Below are 15,842 nucleotides of genomic sequence, written 5' to 3' on the forward strand. Positions count from 1 at the left end.
TCAGAGGCTTTCCAGGAAGCGGATGAGGGCGGCGCGATCCTCGGGTGGCATTTCCACCACCGCATCCCGCTGAGCCTGCGCCTCACCGCCATGCCAAAGGATCGCTTCAAGGAGGTTCCGGGCGCGGCCATCGTGGAGGAAATAGGTGTGGCCCGAGACCAGCTCGGTCATCCCGATCCCCCACAGGGGCGGCGTTCGCCATTCGTAGCCGTTCGCGCGGGCCTCCGGGCGGTGGTCCGCCAGGCCCTCGCCCATGTCATGGAGCAGCATATCGGTGTAGGGCCAGATCAGCTGGAAGCTCTGCGCCGGATCGCGCTCTAGCCTGTGGGTGACAAAGTTGGGGCGGTGGCAGCCGGTGCAGTTGGTCTCATAGAACACTTCCCGGCCGCGAAGGACTTGCGGGTCATCCACGTCGCGCCGCGCCGGGACGGCGAGGTTCTGGCTATAGAACGTCACGAGGTCGAGGCCGATCTGGTCGATCTCAAACCCGTCCTGTTCCGGGTCATCCCCGTGGACGCCATCGACACAGGCGACCTGCAGGGCGGTGCATTCGCCCCAACCGTTCGGATGAACGGGGCTGGATATGCCGATGTCACCGGCAAAGGCGCCGGCAGATTGCTCCAGCACTGTTGGACTGCCGGCTTTCAGACCGAAGCGCCCGAGCATCGGCGCGTCGTAGACGCGCGACCATACGATGTTCGGGCGACCTGAAATCCCGTCACCGTCGCGGTCGTTCGGATCGGCCCAGGCCAGAATATCCTCTGCCGGGATCGCTTCCAAAAGACCCAACCCAATCATCTGTGGGGCCACACGCGGGCTTAACATAGCCTCGGGGTGCAAGGGGCCGTAGCCAAGGTCATCCGCGCTGTAGGTCGGTTGGCGCAGGACCGCGACCTCACCGCCGGACAGCGCGACCTCAAACTCTTCGTATTGGATGCCGAGGCTGTATTCGGCCTCATGGCCCGGCAGGCTGAAGTCCTGCAGCTGCGTCCCATAATTAGGTTCCGGGAGCGTCGCGAAGTAATCCTGGATCGCACCTGCGTCGAACTGTTCCGGGCCGGGGATGGAGATGCGAAGGAACATCGAAACGGCACTGTCCTGCGGTCCTTCGGGCGGGTGCCCGCGCCCGTCTTTCAAGTGACATCTTTGGCAGGACCGGGCGTTATAGAGCGGCCCAAGACCGTCCGAGGCAAGGGTCGAGGCGGGCGGAGACACCCAAAGCCGCCGGAACAGCCCGTTGCCGACCCGGAAGTTCAATTCGTCCTCGAAGCTGAGGTTGGCAGATGGCTGCGAAAACGCATCGGCATTCAAGCGGGGGCGCACCGTTGCCGCGCCACCGGAATTCTCTTCAAAGGCAAAGGGCGCCGACAGGTCTGCTGGCAGCGCCGTGACTGCCGCGATCCGCTCGCGTTCCTCGGCGGTGCGTGGGATCACGTCAAGGTGGAGGTCTTGCAGGCCCGCCCATGCGGGTTGTTGCGGCTCTTGTGCAAAGATGATCGCCGGAATGGTGAAGGCCGTCACGACGGGCACCAGATAGAGGAAGCGTTTCAGCATGAGTGAACCCCGGGACATGGGATGCGCCGAAGCGCATCCCACCGCGTTTGCTTTATTGGAAAACCGCCGAGGGGTTATCCAAGCTGTCAGAGCCTTCGAACTCGATGCCGTCGAGGCCAAGGGCTGCGACGACCCTCTCGATCGAGCGGGTTTGCTCGATCAGGCCATTGACGCCGCCCATGATCAGCATCTCGCCGCCTTCATTGCCGCGTTCGAGCATCTCGTCATAGGCGAAGCCGCCCTCTGCTGCGGTTTTGATGGCGCCAAGTGCGAGGACAGCTTCGGCAAGGCGGGTGCGCATCTCGACATCCAGTTCTGCATCCGCGGCGATGACCAAGTCGGAAAGGGACGGGCCAGAGACGAGCGTCCCGTCAATCCGGGAGTACTGGCCGAGATAGACGTTCCGCACGCCGACACCATTGAAGAAATGGTCGTTATGGGTGTTGTCGGCGAAGCAGGAATGCTCTTCCTCCGGGTCGTTCAACATCAGGCCGAGGCGCATCCGTTCCCCGGCGGTCTCGCCGTAGCTGAGGCTGCCCATACCGGTCAGCATTGCTGCCAGACCGGCCTGTTCATCCTCCATCAGGGCCGCACGGGCGGCGCCGTCTCCGACCCATTGGGCCGCCATCCATTCCAGGTCCGAGACCAGAAGCTCTGTTGCAGCCACCAAATAGTCGACACGGCGGTCGCAATTGCCGCCGGTGCAGCCGTCACCTTGGACGAAATCGGTGTACGGCCGGTCGCCCGCGCCGTCGCCGTGACCGTTCAGGTCCTGGCCCCAAAGGAGGAATTCGACGGCGTGGTAGCCCGTGGCGACATTGGCCTCGACGCCATCGGCCTCATGTAGGGTTTCTTCCAGCAAAGCGGCATTGATCACCGACGCATCAACCTGCGTGCCGGACAGGGTGAAGGTCGCGTTGGCGATCACGTTGAGCGCTGCCAGTTCGTTTTCATCCGTGGGCCCGCCATAGGCACCGTCGACGTAATCAATCAGCCCCTCATCAAGCGGCCAGGCGTTCACGCGGCCTTCCCAATCATCGACGATGGCGTTGCCAAACCGGAAGACCTCGGTCTGCTGATAGGGTACGCGGGCCTCCAGCCACGCCGCGCGGGCCGCGGTAAGAGCCTCTGCTGACGGGTCAGCCACAAGGGCGGTAATGGCCTCTTCCAGGGCCTGGGCGGTGATCAGGCTGTCTTCATAGCCCGCCGCCGCAATATCGGCATAGGTGTTCAGCACATCAGCGGCCTCTTGGCCAACGGCAGGTGCCGAGAGGCAGGTGGCCAGCGCCGTCGTGGTTAAAATCGTTCGTATCATCGCGCTCATTCCTTTGGTGCGTGGTCGGTTCGGTCGACTGGCTGGGCCAAAGGCTGTGGCTGGGTCGATGGAAGTGGATCAAAGAGAAGCTCAAAGGACGGCGACGGCTCTGCATCACAACACATGCATTCCAACAGCAGCTCACGGCGTCTGATGCTGCATTCGTCGGTTGCTCGCTTGGCCGTCATCTGCGCCCCCAAACTCCAGGGCTGACTCGCCCTATGGATGTAAAGCTGACTCAAACTGTCGGAAAAGGCAAAGGCCAATGCAGGGTCTGCGACGTTGTCGCATGGGGCGCGGTAAGTGGGCCTGACGAAATTCATCGGTAACCTCATGTGCCTGAAGCTAGGAGCACCGATTGCGTGGGGGTAGCATTTTCCGTTTGAAGCCCGTTGTGGCCAAGGGACCGGGTCCGTGCGTCAGGCCTCCAGATCCAGAAGGTCGAGGATATCGCCGCAATTGCGGACTTTTCCGCCGCAGCAATCGGCCAGCAGGAAGCCCACGAGAGAATTGATCGCGGCGATGTTCGCGGCGTAGTGGATCTCGCGTTGATGCCGGGTGCTGGAGACCAGCCCGGCGCGTTTCAGGACCGCGAGGTGTCCCGACAGCGTCGAGGGTTTCGCCGCCAGATGCTCGGCGATGGAGAGGGAGGGCACGCCTTCGGGCGCGCGCCGGACCAGCAGGCGGAAGGCGGCCAGGCGCGTTGGGTGCGCCAGGGCGGCGAAGGCGTCGATGGCGGTGTCCTGCTCCATGCTTCGGTAATGCCCGAAATATCGAAGCTTGACCAGAGGGGGCATTTGCCATAGCCCGGTCCTCAATTCGGCAAGTGCCGAAATGAGGGGCGCTTTGAGCGATACATTGATCACGTCCGAGGTCGATTTCGACGCTGACGGCAAGCAAACGGGCTATCTGCGGGTGCCCCATTCGGTAAACCGCTCGGCCTACGGCTGGATCCCGGTGCCGGTGAGCGTCATCAAGAATGGCGCGGGCCCTACGCTGGTGATCAGCGCGGGCGTCCACGGTGATGAATACGAAGGGCAGATAGCTGTCGCCAACCTTATCCGCGATCTGCAAACGAGCGATCTGCGCGGCCGCCTGATCCTTCTGCCGATGCTCAATTTTCCTGCTGCCGAAGTGGCCCGCCGTGTCTCGCCCATCGATCAAGGCAACCTCAACCGCCTGTTCCCGGGCGAGGCCAAGGGCACGCCCACGGCGATGATCGCCCATTTCCATGAGGAGGTGATCCTGCCGCTCGCCGACTATGCGGTCGACCTGCACTCCGGTGGCACCTCATTAAGGTATCCCGCGACGGTGCTGCGCGGCCCGGCCCATTCGTCCGCCGAAGAAGAAGGGCTGGCGCTGCTGACCGAAGCCTTCGATCTGCCCTACGGCTGGCTCTTTACCAGCGGCGGGGGCACCGGTAGCACGGCGCGCACCGCGATGGGTGCGGCAAACCGCAAGGGCGTGATCAACGTCATGGCCGAGTTGGGCGGGGGAGGGGGCGTCACCCCCGACATCCTGCGCCGGACCGAGCGGGGATTGCGCCGCATTTTGGCGGCCCTTGGCATGTTGCCCGGCGTGGCGCTTGATCCTCCCCAGGGCACCCGGATGCTGACGTCCGAAGGGATGATCCCCTCCTATCAGCCCGGTCTGTTCGAGCCCCTGAAAGGCATCGGTGATGACGTGGCCGAAGGGGAGCAAATTGCCTTGATCCACCATCCCGAGACGCCGGGGCAACCGCCCGATGAGGTCTTTTCGCCCCATGACGGTATGGTTCTGGCCCACCGCGCCCTGGCGCAGGTCCAGCGCGGTGACGTCCTTTTTCAGATCGCCGCCGATGTTTGACAACACAGAATGCATGGCGCGTAACGCCCTGAATTTAAGCCACTAAAACAGGTTGAAGGACACCCGATGACACTCTCCCGCCGCCTGATGGCCGAATGGCTCGGCACGTTTTCGCTGCTCGCCACCGTCGTAGGGTCGGGCATCATGGCCGAGCGACTGGCGGACGGAAACGTTGCCGTGGCGCTTTTGGGAAACACCATCCCGACGGGCGCGATCCTGGTGGTGTTGATCACGGTCTTCGGCCCGATCTCGGGCGCGCATTTCAACCCGGCGGTGACGCTCTGTTTCGCCCTGCGCCGTGAGATCGCGCGGCACGAGGCGGCGCTCTACGTCGCGGTCCAGATCTTCGGCGGCATTGTCGGGGTCCTCGCGGCGCATCTGATGTTCGAGCATCCGCTGATCGACCCCTCCACCACGTCGCGCACCGGCATCGGCCAATGGGCGGGGGAGTTTGTGGCCACTTTCGGATTGGTCGGAACGATCCTGGCCTGCCTGAAGGCGCGCCCGCAGGCGGTGCCGATGGCGGTCGGGCTCTACATCACGGCGGCCTATTGGTTCACCTCATCGACGTCCTTCGCCAACCCCGCCGTCACCATCGCGCGTGGGTTCTCGGACACGTTTGCAGGCATCGCACCCTCCGATGTGGTGGCGTTTATCGCGGTGCAATTGGTTGCCGCCGTCCTGGCGACGGGGTTCTTCGCGTGGTTGCTGGAGGACGGCGCGCCTACAGGCTGAACGCGCCCTGCACAGCGTCACGGGTGGTGTCGGCCTTGGCGGAGGCGAACACCGTCTCGCCGCGTTTGAGGACGTAGAACCTGTCCGCCAGATCGAAGGCGAAGTCGAAGTATTGCTCGACCAGTACGATCGCCATTTCGCCCTCATCGCGCAGCTGCGCGATAACGCGGCCGATCAGTTGGATGATGTTGGGCTGAATGCCCTCCGTCGGCTCGTCCATCAGCAGAAGCTTGGGCTTTGTGACCAACGCGCGACCAATGGCGAGCTGTTGTTGTTGCCCACCGGACAGGTCGCCGCCGCGGCGGTTCTCCATCTCGCGCAGAACCGGGAACATCTCGTAGATGCGCTCTGGCACGTGGCGGTCTGCCTTGGGCAGACACGCCAGCCCGGTCTCCAGGTTTTCGCGCACCGTGAGAAGGGGGAAGATCATCCGGCCTTGGGGCACGTAGCCGACACCCATCTGAGCCAGTTTGTGCGCGGGTAGCTTTGGCACCGCCGTCCCGTCCAATGTTACCTCGCCGCCCGAGCGCGCGTGGGTCCCCGCAATCGCCTTCATCAAGGACGTCTTGCCCACGCCATTGGTGCCCATGACGCAGGTCACATTGCCCTTCGTGGCCTCGATGGACACCCCATTGAGGATCTGGCTGCCGCCGTAGTGGAGCGTTAAATCGCGTGTTTCCAGCATGTTAGCGCCCCAGATAAACTTCAACGACACGCGCATCGGCCATCACATGGTCGAGCGTGCCCTCGGCCAGAACCGCGCCTTCGTGGAGCACGGTGACGCGGCAATCGAGGCGGCGCACGAATTCCATGTCATGCTCTACCACCACCACCGCGTGGCTTTCGGCAAGGCGCTTGAGCAGCGCCGTCGTATGCTCGCGCTCTGCGGTGGTCATGCCAGCGGCGGGCTCATCAACCAGCAGTAGCTTGGGGTCCTGGGCCAGCAGCATGCCGATTTCCAGCCACTGCTTTTGCCCGTGGGACAGAATGCCCGCAGGCTCGCCCAGATGGTCGGACAGGCCGATCTCTTCCGCGATCTCCTCGATCCGGGCGCGGTCCGCGTCGCTGGTCTTGTCGAAGATCGCGGCCAGGGGGCCGCGCGGTTTTTTCAAAGCGACGCGCAGGTTGTCCTCGACCGATTGATCCTCGAACACGGTGGGGCGCTGGAACTTGCGCCCGATCCCTTCCTGGGCGATCTGCGCCTCGGACATCGACAGAAGCGAATGGCCCATGTCGCCCCAGCGCACGCTGCCGGTGTCGGGCCGGGTCTTGCCCGTCACGATATCCATGAAGGTCGTCTTGCCCGCGCCGTTGGGGCCGATTACGGCGCGCATCTCGGGCAGGCCGATGGTGAAGCTGAGGTTGTTGATCGCGCGGAAGCCGTCGAAGGTGACGGACACGCCCTGGACCTCAAGAAGCGTGCTCATGCGCTTTTCTCCGATTTCGGCTCCGCCGGGGCCTTTCTGACGACGTAGTCGACCAACCCGCCAAGGCCTTTGGGCGCAAAAAGCGTGACCAGAACGAAGCCCAGGCCAAGGAGAACCGGCCACCAGTCGACCCATTCAATTGTGAACGCCCCCAGCGTCACATCGGGCGCGCGCCCGCCGGTGAAATAGGTCGAGAGTAGGGAGACGACTGCCGCGCCAATAACCGCCCCATAGAGCCTGCCGCGCCCGCCGATGGCGACCCAAACGGCGAGGTAGATGGAGGCGATGGGCGCGATTTCATCGGGGTTGATGATGCCCGCCTGCGGATAGTAGAGCGCGCCCGCCACGCCGCAGAGGATGCCGGAAAGCGTGAAGACGAACAGCTTGAACACCTCCACCCGGTAGCCCAGGAACCGCACCCGCAACTCATCATCGCGGATGCCGCGAATGATGTTGCCGAACTTGCCCGAGATCAGCCAGGCCGCGCCGATATACGACAGGCCAAGGGCCACGGCAGAGGCCCAGAAAAACCAGATGGAGACGCGATCCTGGCCCGCTTCCACCCCGGGAATGTTCTGCAGGCCAGAAAGGCCGTTGTTGCCGCGCAGGCCGGTGTCGTTCTGGAAGAGGTAGAGCGAGAGCGCGAGGGTCATCGCTTGCGTCAGGATCGACAGGTAGACGCCGGTCACCCGGCTGCGGAAGGCCAGCCAGCCAAAGACCAGCGCCAGAAGGCCCGGAACCGCCACGATCAGCAATAAGGACAGGAACAGGCTGCCGGAGGCCGCCCACATCCACGGCCAATCATCCGCGCCCACGACGCTGAAGATCTGTAATGCGGTGGCCTGGCTGACCTCGGTCTCCGTGGGGGGGATGACCCCCTCGGCCAGGTTGGCGCGCACGACCGCCTGGGTCCGCGCGGTCATCAGCCACATGCCGATGACGTAGCCGCCCAGGCCGAAGAACGCGAAGTGGCCGAGCGACAGGATCCCGCAGTAGCCCCAGACCAGATCCATGGCGAGCGCGGCGAGGCAGAGGCACAGGGTCATGCCGAGGGTTTTGGTGAACGAGATCGACATGGCGCCGGTCCCGTAGGCTTCCGACAGGACGGTCACGCCAAGCGCGAAAAGGGCCAGCGCGCCGATGAAGATCGGGACGGAGCGGTTGCGGGTGAAGATGCTCATGCGCTCAATCCCCCGCCGCACGGCCCTTGAGGGCGATGATGCCCCGCGGCCGGAACTGGATGAACAGGATCACGAAGAGGATCATGTAGGTCTGCGCGGCCAGCGTGTTGGAGGGGTTGAGCCATTCAACGGCCTTCTGGAACCCGCCGATCATGCTGGCGCCAACAAGCGTGCCAAAGATATTGCCGACGCCGCCTACCACGACGGTCATGAAGCTTTGGACGATGTAATTCGCGCCCATGTCCGGCGTCACCTGGGCGAAAAGGCCAATCGCCACGCCCGCGATCCCTGCAATGCCGGAGCCGAGGCCAAAGGTCAGCATGTTGATCCGGTCCGGGTTGATGCCCATCGACGCCGCCATTGCCGGGTTCTGGGTCACGGCGCGGACCTCTAGGCCCAGGCGTGTGCGGTTGAGGATCAGCCAGAGGACGACGAAGAAAACGAGGCCCAGGATGAAAATCGCGATGCGGATGGACGAGATGGAGACGACGTCATTGATCGTGACCGAGCCTGCCAGCCAATCCGGCGGCGTGAAAGGGCGGGCCTGGGTGCCGAAGATCTGACGGGTGATCTGTTGCAGGGCAATCGAGATGCCGAAGGTCGCCAAGAGCGTTTCTAGCGGGCGATGGTAGAGCCATCGAATGACCGAGCGCTCCATGGCGACGCCCATCGCGAAGGTGACCGCGAAGGCCAGGGGCAGGGCGATGGCGATCGACAGTGTGTAGTCGGGCACCAGCGTCTGGACGAGGTAGCCAGTGTAGGCGCCCGCCATGATGAACTCGCCATGGGCCATGTTGATCACGCCCATGACGCCGAAGGTGATGGCGAGGCCGATGGCGGCGAGGAAGTAGATCGATGCAAGTGACAGACCGTCGAGCGACAGGTCGACGAAGCGATAGGCGCCCACGCGGGTCTCGATCCCGTCGAGCGTGGCGCGGGCGGCGTCGGTGACGGGTTGCGAGGGCTCGACATATGCTTCGAAGAAGACGTGGTTGGCCAGTGCGTCGGCCACATCGGCGTCGCTCGGGATCGGCTCGGCGAGGCCCTCTGCCACCAGCGCGGCGTAGGCCGTGTCACGGGCAGCCTCCGACGACAGCGTGGCCACGGGCACGCCGCCGACACGGCCCTCCACGATATTGGCGGCCAGCACGTCACGTTGCGCGTCGCGGCTGATCCGGGGCGGGGCAAGCTCGGCCTCCACCAGCATCGCGTAGGCGTCGTCTTCGGGCAGCACCGCTGTTCCCGGCGTCAGGACGTCAGCGATATTCGCGTCCTCGGGCAGGGTGGCGCTTACATTGCGGCGGGTGGACAGCAGTTGGTTGAGCGTCGCGCGCGCCTCAAGGCTGACGTTGCCCGTCAGCGTTTCAATCGCCGCGATCCGGTCCGCGTCCGCTTCGGCAAACGCAATCACCAGTGACGGCAGCACGATCTCCAGCCGGGCACGAACTGCCGGGTCATCTTCGGCGTCCAATCGCGCTTCCAGCAGCGGCAGGTAGCTTTCCTCGGGATCATCCGCGACGGTTTCCAGCGCCTCCAGCCGCGCCACGGGGTCCGCAGCGCCCAGTTGGAACTGCACCAGCGCGCCGCCGATCACCCGGCGCACGCCGCCGTTGGGGCGCAGCTGCGTGACCTCGCGTGAGCCCGCCTCGCCAATCGCCTCGCCTGAGGAGATATCGAGCAGAACAAGCGGGTCGGCGTCTTCATGTTCGACATAGACGAACAGGCCGTCTGCATCGCGGCGAAAGACCTCGCGCGCTTGCCAGCGGGCGAGGAAACCGGGAAGCTCGGAATGTCCGCTGGCAACCAGCGCATCCAGCGTCTCCCCCACGGTGCGGCGGGACGGATCGCTGATCTGCTCGGCGTGGGTTTGCAGCAGGTCCTGCAGCGGGGCGTCTTGCGCTGACGCCACTGCGGGGACGCAAAGCACCGCAAACACGGCGAGAAGTCGTATGAATTTCATGGGGTTGCCTGACAGCAAGAGTGGTATGGCGGGCCGCATGACGCGACCCGCCGCAAGTCTTAGTAGTTGGACTGGATCTGCACGCAGGTCTCGGTCTCGGTGTTGTACATGCCGCACTCCAGACCGGGCCAATCGCTGACCAGAACCGCCGATTCAGGCAGGAAGTCGGTCCAGGCATCGCCCGGCACCGGATCGGTCTGGCTGATGATGTCGAACTGACCATCGGGGCGGATCTCGCCGATCAGCACGGGCTTGGTCAGGTGATGGTTGGGCAACATTTCCGCAATCCCCCCCGTCAGGTTCGGCACCTGGATGCCGTACATCGCGTCACGCACGGCGTCGACATCGGTGGTGCCTGCGGCCTCAACGGCCTGCACCCACATGTTGAAGCCGATGTAATGCGCCTCCATCGGGTCGTTGGTCGGGCGTGCTTCATCGCCGATGAACGCGTGCCAGTTGGCGATAAACTCCTCGTTTTCGGGCGTGTCGGCGGACTGAAAGTAGTTCCACGCGGCCAGGTGACCGGCCAGGGGCCCGGTGTCGAAACCTGCGAGTTCCTCTTCCCCGACCGAGAAGGCCACGACGGGGATGTCATCGGCTTCCACGCCCTGGGCCACAAGCTCGTTATAGAAGCCCACGTTGGCGTCGCCGTTGATGGTGGAGATCACGCCGACCTGATCGCCGGTTTCCCCCAGCGCCACGACGTCGGCCACGATGGAAGACCAGTCGGAATGGCCAAAGGGCGTGTAGTTGACGAAGATGTTCTCCGACGGCACGCCCGCGTCGAGCAGGTATTGCTCCAGAATGCGATTGGTCGTGCGGGGGTAGACATAGTCGGTGCCCAGAAGCGCGAAGCTTTCCACGCCCAGTTCTTCAAGGAAATAATCCACCGCCGGGATCGCCTGCTGGTTCGGTGCGGCGCCGGTGTAGAACACGTTGAGCGAGGATTCTTCGCCCTCGTACTGGACCGGGTAGAACATCAACCCGTTCAGCTCTTCCAGGACCGGCAGCGCGGATTTGCGCGACACGGAGGTCCACGCGCCGAAGATCACGTCGACCTCGTGGACCGTCAGCAACTCGCGCGTGCGCTCTGCAAAAAGCGGCCAGTCAGAGGCCGGGTCGACGACGACGGGGACGATTTCTTCACCCAGAAGCCCGCCTGCCGCGTTTTGTTGTTCGATCAACATCAACATGACGTCGCGCAAGGTCGTCTCGGAAATTGCCATCGTGCCGGTCAGCGAGTGCAGGATACCCACACGAATTTCTGCAGATGCAGCATGTGCGGAAACCAGCGACAGTGCGCTGGCAAGAAGTAGTTTTTTCATGGAGCCCCCTCAGGCGTAATCAAGTGTCTTTGCGCGTGCAGCATAATGGATACCCATTGACGTGGTGTTGTCTGCCGCTACTTTTGCGCCTGGCTGGTGCGTTTATTGCACCAGGCGGTGGGGGCCCCATGAAACACTTGAAAATCTACCGCGCGATCCGGCTGATCCACCGCACAGGCTCGATCCGAAAAGCCGCCGCAGAGCTGGCGATCTCTCCCTCGGCGCTCAACCGGTCGATCCAGGCGTTCGAGGATGAGCTGTCTTTCGCGGTGTTCGAACGCCTGCCCGGTGGCGTCCGCCTGTCAGAAGCCGGAGAGCTGCTTTTGGACGTCATCGACCGCCATTTGCTGGAATTTCACCAGTTGCAAAGCCAGCTCGGATCGCTGCGCGATGGCGAAACCGGAGAGTTGCGGATCTCCATCGGGGACGACATTGCCGCTGGTCTGATCCTCGAGGCCTGCCTGGAGATGCAAGAGCGTTTTCCCAAGGTCGCCCTCGACATCACCTACGACACCAGCGTCGACAGCCTGCGCCAGAGGCGCGTTGACCTGGCGCTGCTGACCAATCCCGCGACCGACGACACGACCGAGGTCGTCCATGCCAGCGCGTGCCGGATCGTGGCCTGCGCGTCGGGGGGTGAGACGCCCCGGGGCATCTGGGATCTTTCCGACACCCGTGTATTGTTGCCCGGTGAGGCGACGGGCACGCGCACGGCGATCAACCATGTCTTGCGGCGCAATCAGCTGTCGTTCCCCAAGGCCACTGCGCTGTCGGCTTCTCATCTGGCGCAGTATCACCCGGCGGCCTGTGCGGTGGCGATCTTTCCGGAGGTCATTTTTGGCTCCGGGGCCAAGCCCCTGCCGTTCGATTTCGGGACGGTCCAGATCTGCATTCTGCGCATGGCGCGCAGGCCACTGATCCGCCCGGCCCAGACGTTCATTGGCGTTCTGCAGCGCCGTCTGGATGAGGCTTTAGCCGCGTAACGCCAAGAGGTTGGCCATCAGCCGGTAGGCGCCGGGCACCAGATGCGCAAGTTGATGGTGCAGGTTCAGCGCGACATGGGCATGCCAGCCCTTGCCGATGTTCCCCACCAGAAGCCCGCCATCGAGCGGCGCCTCATCGGGATCAGCCATGCGCAGAAGCGGCTGGTAGACGTCCGACCAGGTCTTGGCGAAGTAAAGCCCGCGCTCTTTCTGCCATCCTGCCCAATCCTCGGGGCCGATCGGGTTGGGCCCCGCGAAAACCGGGTGGTCCGGCTGCAGAACTGTCACCTCAGCCTCGGCATCGGTGATCCGCCAGCGCAGGGACGGAGAGCCGATTTCGATGGGGGCGGGCGGCGTCGCGCCTGGGTCCCAATTGTCCCCAGGGCGGTGATAGAGCGTGACAAGTGTCCCGCCCGCAGCAACCCAAGCGTTCAATTTGCCCACCAAAGGCCCCAAGGCGGGGCGGAAGCGGTAGGCGAAGACGCCGACCAGCACGGCGGCGAAACCCTCAAACGGGGCTGCGTTCGCCAGATCCGCGTCTGACAGATCCGTCACATCCATCCCCACCGCGCGCAGGGCGTCTGCCACCCGGTCATTGCCCGCGCCGATGTAGGCCACGCGCCCCTCGGGCAGCGCCACATCCGCCAACCGCAGTGAAAACACCGCCGGGCGGTGGCTGAGCGTGGGCGAAATGTGATCGTGCTCCAGCAGTTTTGCCGTGCGCGCCGGGGTGTTGCCGATCATGACGGGCAGCATATGCAGCCCCTCCGCCGCGTCTTCGGGAACGATGAGCGTCACGCCGTCCGCTTGCCGTTCCTGCTCAAACCCCTCGGGCAGATCAAAACGCGCACCTTCGGCTGCCACGCCCACCTGCACCGTCCGCGCGGGCCTGCGCAGGTTCAGGATGGCACGCTCCTCCGCGACGTCGGCCAGTGGTGTCGGAAGCACCAACACGGGCCGTTCCAGCGTGACTTCCACGCTTACGTCAACGCCGTGGATCGGCGCGGTGACGCGCACGGCGGGCCGGCGCGGCACCAAGGGGTCGAATGTGTCGGGGTAGGAGTCACTGGGCGGCGCATCGTCGGCGATCCGCAGGCCGCCCGCCACCACGTCCATCCCGGGACCAGGCAGGAGTTCTACTGCCGCGCCGCCTGTGACCTCGATGGCCACGTCCACGCTGTCCCCCGGGAGTGTCGCAACCCGGTCCGGCAGCGCCCGTGCCGAGACACTTGCCACCAAGTGAAGCAGCCGCGCCATTTGAAGGCGCTTTCGTTCCAGCCGATGGGCGTGGACCTCGGGCACCGAGGCCCAGGTCAGCGCCGCGTAGGCCTCCGCCCCGATCCGCGCCATGACGTCGAACTTCGGGAAGGCGTCGAGCGTCGCATCGACCAACCCCTGCTCTGCCTCTAAGCCGATATCTGCTAGTGTTTGCGGTAGGTTATCTGTCACCGCGCCGCTGTCGTCGCCGACATTGGACCATGCCAGATGCAGCGGCCAATCCCGCTCCCTCCCTGCAGGCACCCAATGTCCCATGCCCTGGGTCCGGTGGAACTGCCGCGACCATTGGCCGATCCGCTCATAACTCATCCCTAGAACCGGGTCGCGGCCCTTCGCCGCGACTGTGACCGTTGCGGGCGGGGGCGGCACCTCATCATCATAGGACCCGCCCGCGCCTGAGAAGGCGGGCAGATAGAGTTTTGACACCTGCCAGGGGGGTAGTTCGCATTCAAACGCCGGGTCTGCAGCCGCTGCCACAACGGCCATCGCGGCCTCGGTCATCGCGCGGTGGTGGCCGTGCTGGCCGGGGATGTCGAGGAACGTGGGGCAGATGATATCGGGCCGCTCGGTGCGGATGATCTCCACAAAGCGGGTCATTAGCCGTTCGCGCCCCCAGATCGCCATGGTCTCCGTGCCGGATTTTGAGAACCGGAAATCCGTGATCGTGTCGTCGGCCGATTGCCCATGCCAATACTGCACCATGTCCAGCACGTCCGCCGCCCCCTCCATCTCAGCGGTGCGCAACGCGCCCAGATCCGGGCCCGCCTCGGTCCCGATGTCGTTCTGCCCGCCTTCCCCCCGGGTGGAGCAGGCGTAGGACAGGTTCACCCCGTCGCGCAGCCACAGCGCAGCCAGCATCGCGGTCGTCTCATCATCGGGATGGGCCCCGGTGTTCATGAACCCCACGACGCTGCGCAAACCGGCCATGGCGCGCCAGACGCGGGCGATCAGCGGGTCGTGGGCTTCCGTCAGGATGCGGGTCTGGGTGGGGTTTGACATCTGCAACGGCTCCTAAACGGCGTCCATAAGGCGGGGGGAGAGGGCGGTATTCACGACCAGTGCTGCGGCACCCAGCGTCGCGGCCATGCGCCCGGCGGTGCCCGCGATCAGGCGCGGTCGGGCGCGATCCTCGCGGTTCGAGACCGAGCGTTCGGGCAAGCTCACGCGGCCCGCGAGTTCCTCCAACAGGGCAGGGGGCATGGCGCCGGTCATGACAATCGCCTCGGGGTCGATCAGGTTCTCCAGCATCTGGACCGAGTGGCCCAGGGCCTCGGCGGCATCGGCCAGCCAGGCCTCCAGCGCCTGAGGGCGGGCCGCGTATTGCAGCGACAGATCATCGACGGTGCGCGCGGCGATCCCCTCTGCCTCCAACGCGCGCACCAGGGAGACGCGGCTGGCGCGTTTTTCCAGCGGGCAATGCCCATTGCGCGTAGCGACGGGAATGTGCCCGATCTCTCCGGCGTTCCCAAAAGCGCCTGCAAAGACGGCGCCGTCGATGACGACGCCCAAGCCAAGACCCGCCCCGAAGTACAAACAGGCAAACGTCCCCAAACCCTGCGCCGCGCCCAAGATCCGCTCGGCCATGGCGGCGGCGTTGGCGTCGTTTTCCAGCGTGACCGGCACGCCCAAGGCATCGCGCAACACGGCCTCGGGGGCGACATCGCCCCAGCCGGGGAGCTGCGTCGCGACGTCTGAAAGGCCAGTCTGCCCGATTGGGCCGGGCATCACCACGCCCGCCCCGAAGACCGTGCCGTGGCGCAGGCCCGCCGCTTCGCCGCGCGCGGGAAGCTTTGCCACCAGCGGTAGCACGTGTTCGGGCCGGGCCGAGGGCAGGGCCATCCGTTCGGTGTGCAGCACCTGCCCGCCCAGATCGATCCAGGCTGCCAGCACCGCGTCAGGCCGGATCTCCACCCCCAGCGCCAGATGCGAGCCGCGCGCCAGCGCGTACGTGACGGCGGGCAGGCCGCGCTGGCCCTCGCGTTTGCCGGCCTCCACCACCCAGCCTTCGTCGGAAAGCTCGGCGATGATGTTGCTGACCGCTTGGATGCTGAGGCGCGAGGCGCGGGCGATCTCGGCGCGTCCGGCCTCACCCTCGCGGCGCAAATGTCCCAGGACCAGCCCCCGATTGTAGGTGCGCGAGCGCAAGGCGTTGGAGCCGGGAGGGGGAAGCGCGCTGGCCATGTCTGACGAATAACTCAACTTACTTGATAGCTCAACGCCTCTGCGTTAGCGTCATTGC

At 64.7% G+C, this 15,842-nt stretch carries 13 protein-coding genes; 3 read left to right on the plus strand and 10 right to left on the minus strand.

The window, feature by feature from the left end; genetic code table 11:
* The 3 genes from AC6I9R_RS10350 to AC6I9R_RS10360 form a co-directional block, all read right to left on the minus strand.
* Positions 1–1,572 (minus strand): di-heme oxidoreductase family protein, encoded by a 1,572-nt coding sequence (locus AC6I9R_RS10350; protein WP_461425492.1) that lies wholly within the window; start codon positions 1,570–1,572, stop codon positions 1–3.
* A 34-nt stretch (positions 1,573–1,606) separates the two neighbouring features.
* Entirely contained in the window at positions 1,607–2,869 is a 1,263-nt protein-coding gene (locus AC6I9R_RS10355; RefSeq protein ID WP_461425493.1) for an imelysin family protein, read from the minus strand.
* Positions 2,870–3,288: 419 nt separating this feature from the next.
* The gene (locus AC6I9R_RS10360) at positions 3,289–3,621 is read right to left on the minus strand and encodes an ArsR/SmtB family transcription factor (RefSeq protein WP_461425494.1); all 333 of its coding nucleotides are present in this window, start codon (positions 3,619–3,621) and stop codon (positions 3,289–3,291) included.
* A gap of 94 nt (positions 3,622–3,715) precedes the next feature.
* On the opposite strand from AC6I9R_RS10360, the gene AC6I9R_RS10365 reads away from it, so the two are divergent.
* Both AC6I9R_RS10365 and AC6I9R_RS10370 read left to right on the plus strand, forming a co-directional pair.
* Positions 3,716–4,714, plus strand: coding sequence for a succinylglutamate desuccinylase/aspartoacylase family protein (locus tag AC6I9R_RS10365; RefSeq protein WP_461425495.1), 999 nt, complete (start codon positions 3,716–3,718; stop codon positions 4,712–4,714).
* A gap of 66 nt (positions 4,715–4,780) precedes the next feature.
* On the plus strand, positions 4,781–5,449 hold the full coding sequence (locus AC6I9R_RS10370; RefSeq protein WP_461425496.1) for an aquaporin: 669 nt from the start codon (positions 4,781–4,783) through the stop codon (positions 5,447–5,449).
* Here the strand turns inward: AC6I9R_RS10370 and urtE are convergent.
* Genes urtE through urtA form a run of 5 tightly spaced genes read right to left on the minus strand, consistent with a single transcriptional unit; the run spans position 5,439 to position 11,342 of the window.
* A complete protein-coding gene (urtE, locus tag AC6I9R_RS10375) occupies positions 5,439–6,134 on the minus strand; it encodes an urea ABC transporter ATP-binding subunit UrtE (RefSeq protein WP_461425497.1) in 696 nt (231 codons plus the stop codon). The two genes, AC6I9R_RS10370 and urtE, sit on opposite strands and share 11 nt — an antisense overlap.
* Before the next feature lies 1 nt (position 6,135).
* Entirely contained in the window at positions 6,136–6,876 is a 741-nt protein-coding gene (gene urtD / locus AC6I9R_RS10380; RefSeq protein WP_461425498.1) for an urea ABC transporter ATP-binding protein UrtD, read from the minus strand.
* Positions 6,873–8,057: an urea ABC transporter permease subunit UrtC gene (gene urtC / locus AC6I9R_RS10385; RefSeq protein WP_461425499.1), complete on the minus strand. Its 1,185-nt coding sequence runs from the start codon at positions 8,055–8,057 to the stop codon at positions 6,873–6,875. The genes urtD and urtC overlap by 4 nt, the downstream gene beginning before the upstream one ends.
* Before the next feature lie 4 nt (positions 8,058–8,061).
* Positions 8,062–10,017, minus strand: a complete 1,956-nt coding sequence (urtB, locus tag AC6I9R_RS10390; protein WP_461425500.1) for an urea ABC transporter permease subunit UrtB — start codon at positions 10,015–10,017, stop codon at positions 8,062–8,064.
* Positions 10,018–10,076: 59 nt separating this feature from the next.
* The gene (gene urtA / locus AC6I9R_RS10395; RefSeq protein WP_461425501.1) at positions 10,077–11,342 is read right to left on the minus strand and encodes an urea ABC transporter substrate-binding protein; all 1,266 of its coding nucleotides are present in this window, start codon (positions 11,340–11,342) and stop codon (positions 10,077–10,079) included.
* A 128-nt stretch (positions 11,343–11,470) separates the two neighbouring features.
* Between urtA and AC6I9R_RS10400 the strand changes: the two genes are divergently transcribed.
* Positions 11,471–12,325 (plus strand): LysR family transcriptional regulator, encoded by an 855-nt coding sequence (locus tag AC6I9R_RS10400; protein WP_461425502.1) that lies wholly within the window; start codon positions 11,471–11,473, stop codon positions 12,323–12,325.
* On the opposite strand, the gene AC6I9R_RS10405 is transcribed toward AC6I9R_RS10400, so the two are convergent.
* Together AC6I9R_RS10405 and AC6I9R_RS10410 are read right to left on the minus strand one after the other, a co-directional pair.
* A complete protein-coding gene (locus AC6I9R_RS10405) occupies positions 12,314–14,602 on the minus strand; it encodes a PIG-L family deacetylase (RefSeq protein ID WP_461425503.1) in 2,289 nt (762 codons plus the stop codon). The genes AC6I9R_RS10400 and AC6I9R_RS10405 overlap by 12 nt on opposite strands.
* 12 nt (positions 14,603–14,614) lie before the next feature.
* Positions 14,615–15,784: an ROK family transcriptional regulator gene (locus tag AC6I9R_RS10410; protein WP_461425504.1), complete on the minus strand. Its 1,170-nt coding sequence runs from the start codon at positions 15,782–15,784 to the stop codon at positions 14,615–14,617.
* Positions 15,785–15,842 lie beyond the last annotated feature (58 nt).

Source organism: Gymnodinialimonas sp. (assembly GCF_059726805.1).

Coding starts and splice junctions, on each gene's coding strand:
- AC6I9R_RS10350 (WP_461425492.1), bottom strand. CDS start 1,572: ATGTCCCGGGGTTCACTCATGCTGAAACGCTTCCTCTATCTGGTGCCC.
- AC6I9R_RS10355 (WP_461425493.1), bottom strand. CDS start 2,869: ATGATACGAACGATTTTAACCACGACGGCGCTGGCCACCTGCCTCTCG.
- AC6I9R_RS10360 (WP_461425494.1), bottom strand. CDS start 3,621: ATGGAGCAGGACACCGCCATCGACGCCTTCGCCGCCCTGGCGCACCCA.
- AC6I9R_RS10370 (WP_461425496.1), top strand. CDS start 4,781: ATGACACTCTCCCGCCGCCTGATGGCCGAATGGCTCGGCACGTTTTCG.
- urtE (WP_461425497.1), bottom strand. CDS start 6,134: ATGCTGGAAACACGCGATTTAACGCTCCACTACGGCGGCAGCCAGATC.
- urtD (WP_461425498.1), bottom strand. CDS start 6,876: ATGAGCACGCTTCTTGAGGTCCAGGGCGTGTCCGTCACCTTCGACGGC.
- urtC (WP_461425499.1), bottom strand. CDS start 8,057: ATGAGCATCTTCACCCGCAACCGCTCCGTCCCGATCTTCATCGGCGCG.
- urtB (WP_461425500.1), bottom strand. CDS start 10,017: ATGAAATTCATACGACTTCTCGCCGTGTTTGCGGTGCTTTGCGTCCCC.
- urtA (WP_461425501.1), bottom strand. CDS start 11,342: ATGAAAAAACTACTTCTTGCCAGCGCACTGTCGCTGGTTTCCGCACAT.
- AC6I9R_RS10400 (WP_461425502.1), top strand. CDS start 11,471: ATGAAACACTTGAAAATCTACCGCGCGATCCGGCTGATCCACCGCACA.
- AC6I9R_RS10405 (WP_461425503.1), bottom strand. CDS start 14,602: ATGTCAAACCCCACCCAGACCCGCATCCTGACGGAAGCCCACGACCCG.
- AC6I9R_RS10410 (WP_461425504.1), bottom strand. CDS start 15,784: ATGGCCAGCGCGCTTCCCCCTCCCGGCTCCAACGCCTTGCGCTCGCGC.